Genomic DNA, 4,667 nt, shown 5'->3' with positions numbered 1-4,667 from the left:
TAATTCTAAAATATCACACTCTTTTTTTGCCGTCTACAGTCATTTACTTTCAGTCATCTTTCAGTTTCCTCACCGGAAAGATGACATCAGCTACATTCTATAATTGCAAATCTATTTGGCGCCAAAATGGCTCTTTTTCAATGTCAAAATGACGCCTTAAGTGGTGTCAGGATGACGCTTTTTGCAGTGTCAAAGTGACGCCTTTACAGTAATATCTTATATGCAAGATACGTATTTTGTATATACAAATACCTCTTGTTAGGGGCGCTGCCACCTAAGACCCCACATTTATTTATCACAAATCCTATATCTAACTAATCAAAATAAAACATTTCTTCAAATGTGGTATCAAGAGCTAAGCACAATACATATGCCAGCTTAGCTGTCGGACTAAATTGGCAATTCTCTATGTTTGAAATAGTAATTCTAGAAACACCCACAATTTTTGCTAACTCTGACTGTGTATATCCTTTTATATCTCGATATTTTCTTAGGTTGTTTTTTAAAATTATTTTTTCTTCCATGATCTATTACCTTGATGTTTGAACAATATATGAAGCCAAGGCACCCAGTCCTAATAAGAATCCCACAACTATCTTAACTATCTCTATACGTTTTTGGGTTATTCGATAAATTCCCAAACTTTGTGCTCCGAGATATGTGCCAAACATAGCCAGAACAACCCTATTTGCATTTTCAAATCCATAAATACCATTGTAGACCCCCAGTATGCAAGTTATAACAAAAAGAGCCATAACTCCATACCTATAACCTTCTAGCCATATAAATCTTGCTTTTCCTTTACTATTTTCTTCACGGACACTTTTTAATACTTCATCAATCTTCATATTGTTTTTGTATAATGTGGGTTCTTCCACACTATACTCTCCTTTCTCTTCAATTTTTATAATTATTTGTGACGCCGTGGATTTTTATTTTGTCATATTGAATTCGAAAAAGCTTTATTGCCGCAGTTTTATCCTAGTTGGATAAGTCTTTGAGCTTTTTTCATACAAGTCTATTATGGTGAGATAATGTCCCAGTACTTTTTACTGCTAATTTTATTTTGATATTACTAAGCTTAACCACGTCGCACCCACAACTTACTCCGAGTAATCAACAACACCTCCTTCACAAGCTAGCGAATAACTACGGCAGAGTTATTGTACCCAAAAATCAATTTAAATTTTTTGACTTTATATTTGCAACTTATTCTTAAATTGTATACCTACACTTCTTGGATGTCAAGTTTTCTTTACACTCATTCGCCCAGTAACATTCGCCGCTATTCATCTTAATCTCCCAAAAGATACCAAGTTCGAAACCTATACCAAGACTCAAACCTGCTTCACTAATTCTTTCGGCACCATTTAGTATGAGTGGTTCATAATCGGTTATTGTGTAGTTGTCCATTTTAATTATTCAAGTAATTCCTCGTTCTTGTGAGAAACGTTTTCTTACAGCCTAGCCAAAACCTTAATCGCATAGCCGGAATCAGTCCCTGAATTTTATTACATTATTCTATAAACACATAATCTTTTTGTCGAATACAAAAGAATTCACTATTTATTTCACACAGTAAACTTTATATTTTTCTCAATTCATACATATACCTGTTTTTTCCGTTATACGCCAAGTTATTTCCCTGATATCGCTCTCCAATAAATGATAGTCATACATAAATGCATGCTTCATCATAGTTGGAAAGAATGAATCGGCTGGCGCCGTGAAAGTAGTATAATTAAAGCGTGAGAATGATATCTTTTGTCTATGCATACGATACCAAGCCGTCTCAACCTACACAAGTCAGAGCAAAACTTAAAACTTCTTTTAATACAAATCCATTTGGAGATTTCTTGTGATAATAGATGCAATATTACATCTATTTCCCTAATAGTTCTTCAAAACTAATATACTTATTTCTTCCCTCACGTTCCCAATATTTACTTAATTCCGTGTCGTATCCCAACTGCTTATAGTACTTAAACATTCGTTTTCTTGACATAAAAATGTCTTCTAACTTTTCACTAGTTTTAACAGTGCTTTTCAAGTTTTCTATTATGGAAACGCCAGTTTTATATACGCTCCTGTCTAAAACACTAATATCTGCTAGCTCTGAGCTACTTATGCTCATCTTTTCGATTACCTTTATCCCCATTTGACTCATAACATTATCCAAATAGTCAATAACTATATTTTCTCCATTAGATTCATATGTGGAAATAGCCATTCCATACTTTCCACTCAATCTCATAGTATGGATCCAATAACTCATACGATCTATCACATTTTTCATAATCCCCGAAACATTATGCGCATATACCGGACTTCCCATAATAACAAGATTTGCATCAAGTATATTCTTCAGCAAATCCTCCATCTTATCTTTTTCATTTTGCCTACATATGTTATGTTTGAAGCAGTACCCGCATCCTTCACAAGGAAGAATATTATAATCTTTGGCTGTAAAAATTTTATATTCAATCTTTGGTTCTTCTATTTTTATACTATCTAAGAGCTTCTTAGTATACAAATATGTCCTTGATTCCTCTCCTTGCATGCTGCCCACGTATGCTAGAATTTTCATATTTTCATTTATATAAAGTATTGTAAACCCCTTTTCTTTTAATTAGCTCTGAATAAGTTCCCCTATCAATAATCTCACCATTTTCTAAGACTAATATCTCATTGGCTGACTGGTGCATAGCATTAGGTCTATGGGTAATAACTATACTCATTTTCTCCTTTGTATTTTTAATAAAGCTCTCTATAATCTGCTTCTCCGATTTCATATCCAGCGATGCATTCGGTTCGTCAAACACATACATATCTGCGTCTCGAATTAGGGCTCTTGCAATAGCCAAACGCTGCCACTCCCCAATGGATATTTGATGGCCGTCATCAAACCAAAAGCCTAGCTTTGCATCTAGCCCTTTCTCCGTCATTCTTTGTTTAGTAAATCCAACTTCCTCTAAACTCAAAATAATTTCATTTTCTGTTAGTTTTTTTCTACATCTCCAAATGATATGTTTTCTCGTATCGTAGACTCATATTTCACAAAATCTTGAAACACCGCCGATACCCTTCTATAATAGCTTTCCTTATTAATCCTTTTAAAGTTAACACCATTTACATAAAATTCACCTTCATATTCTTCATAAAAGCCCATTAAAACTTTTGATAATGTAGTTTTTCCTGAGCCATTCAAACCAACCAAAACAATACTTTTATCTTTTGTTATTTCTAAATTAATTTTTTTCAAAAGATATTTATCGGTATTAGCCGGTTTAAACGAAAAATTTCTAAGTTCAATGCTCGTAATTTTTGCAATTTCCACTCCCTTATCTCTTTCGACTTTTTTTATCTAAAAAATCAAAAAGCAAACTCAAAAAATATGAATCTTTAACCAAAGTGCTTATGCTATTCATTATTCCACTTATATATGCCTTTATATTAAATATACATCTCGTATAAGTGATAATACTTCCTACCATTATCACCTTGACATATCCCATCCAGATTATATATGTAAATAAACTACCCGTTACAACCTGTTCCGAAGTAAGTGCCTTATAATCTGTCGGCTATTATCCTCGCCGGTTTTGTGTAACAATTATCACAGTTGGAGATTCCCTTCTCTTCCCATTCTGGGAACTGTGTGATAATGGATCATTTCACTCTACGGTTTTCTATACCGCGCTTTCATTCACAACACAGATAGACTATTTCACTCCAACCGAAATGGAGGAATGTTATGCCAAGAAAAAGACTATCCGACGAAGAATGGATGGAAATCATCCTATCTTGTAAAAAAAGTGGACTTAGTGATTACCGCTGGTGTAAAGAAAACGATATTGTCGTTAGCACATTTTACAAACATGCCAAGAAGCTTCGTGCGTCAGGTTATACCTCGCCAGTTTCGGCAACACCAGTAGCAGAAAAACACGAAGTCGTACAGATAGCTTTAAGTGATGAAATGCCTGTTGTAGAGCATAATGCTCTACACTCTATAGAAAGCCCTGCGATTAGTTTATATATTAATGGAATCCGGATGGAGATTAATAATAATGCGGATTCACGTTTATTGACTAATACGTTGCAGGCACTGAAAGCGATATGTTAGGCGATATCTCAAAGGCCGGACGTATTTTTATAATTACCGGCTATACGGATATGAGAAAAAGCATTGACGGCCTCATGTCTATTGTTGCTCATACTTATGAGATGGATCCGTATAATAAATCCTTGTACTTATTTTGTGGTCGTCGGAGTGACCGTATCAAAGCATTGCTTTACGAGTCCGATGGATTTGTGCTCCTGTACAAAAGATTAGAGTCTGGAAAATATCAATGGCCACGTAATAAAGAAGAAGTTCGTACATTGACTAGACAACAACTTCGCTGGCTTTTGGAGGGACTTGCAATTGAACAACCAAAAGCTATTGAGAGTGTTAAAAAACGAATTCTCTAAGCTTCGTTTTGTCAATCTTTTTCGCTTTAAAAAGAGACGAAATCAAACGCTAGAAACGCTGTATTTTAGGCGTTTTTAGGTACTTTTTGCACCTTGAAAATATAGTAAAAAACACTGTTTTATGGTATACTTTTAGTATCATTTGAAAGGCATTTAGGTACTGATTTAGCCATGGATTATAGAGATCAGCTGATCAT

At 34.5% G+C, this 4,667-nt stretch carries 7 protein-coding genes; 2 read left to right on the top strand and 5 right to left on the bottom strand.

Annotated features, from left to right (window positions below; genetic code table 11):
- Nucleotides 1–314: 314 nt before the first annotated feature.
- The 5 genes from NHH16_RS15015 to NHH16_RS14995 all read right to left on the bottom strand — a co-directional run bounded on the left by NHH16_RS15015 (nt 315) and on the right by NHH16_RS14995 (nt 3,337).
- Nucleotides 315–524, bottom strand: coding sequence for a helix-turn-helix transcriptional regulator (locus NHH16_RS15015; RefSeq protein ID WP_262070409.1), 210 nt, complete (start codon nt 522–524; stop codon nt 315–317).
- A 6-nt stretch (nt 525–530) separates the two neighbouring features.
- Complete coding sequence (locus NHH16_RS15010) at nt 531–878, bottom strand: DUF6442 family protein (RefSeq protein ID WP_262070408.1); 348 nt, start codon at nt 876–878, stop codon at nt 531–533.
- A gap of 1,004 nt (nt 879–1,882) precedes the next feature.
- Entirely contained in the window at nt 1,883–2,587 is a 705-nt protein-coding gene (locus NHH16_RS15005; RefSeq protein ID WP_262070407.1) for a flavodoxin family protein, read from the bottom strand.
- 4 nt (nt 2,588–2,591) lie between these two features.
- Complete coding sequence (locus NHH16_RS15000; RefSeq protein ID WP_262070406.1) at nt 2,592–2,945, bottom strand: ATP-binding cassette domain-containing protein; 354 nt, start codon at nt 2,943–2,945, stop codon at nt 2,592–2,594.
- Nucleotides 2,946–2,998: 53 nt separating this feature from the next.
- Nucleotides 2,999–3,337 (bottom strand): ATP-binding cassette domain-containing protein, encoded by a 339-nt coding sequence (locus NHH16_RS14995; protein ID WP_262070405.1) that lies wholly within the window; start codon nt 3,335–3,337, stop codon nt 2,999–3,001.
- Between the two features lie 417 nt (nt 3,338–3,754).
- Between NHH16_RS14995 and tnpA the strand changes: the two genes are divergently transcribed.
- Both tnpA and tnpB read left to right on the top strand, forming a co-directional pair.
- Nucleotides 3,755–4,123: an IS66 family insertion sequence element accessory protein TnpA gene (gene tnpA, locus NHH16_RS14990; RefSeq protein ID WP_262070404.1), complete on the top strand. Its 369-nt coding sequence runs from the start codon at nt 3,755–3,757 to the stop codon at nt 4,121–4,123.
- Nucleotides 4,117–4,470: an IS66 family insertion sequence element accessory protein TnpB gene (gene tnpB, locus NHH16_RS14985; protein ID WP_262070365.1), complete on the top strand. Its 354-nt coding sequence runs from the start codon at nt 4,117–4,119 to the stop codon at nt 4,468–4,470. The genes tnpA and tnpB overlap by 7 nt, the downstream gene beginning before the upstream one ends.
- The last annotated feature ends 197 nt before the right edge of the window (nt 4,471–4,667 follow it).

The organism is Ohessyouella blattaphilus (assembly GCF_024721265.1).
In the GTDB taxonomy this organism is placed as follows: domain Bacteria; phylum Bacillota; class Clostridia; order Lachnospirales; family Lachnospiraceae; genus Aequitasia; species Aequitasia blattaphilus_A.
This window is presented reverse-complemented; position numbering and strand designations above follow the sequence as displayed.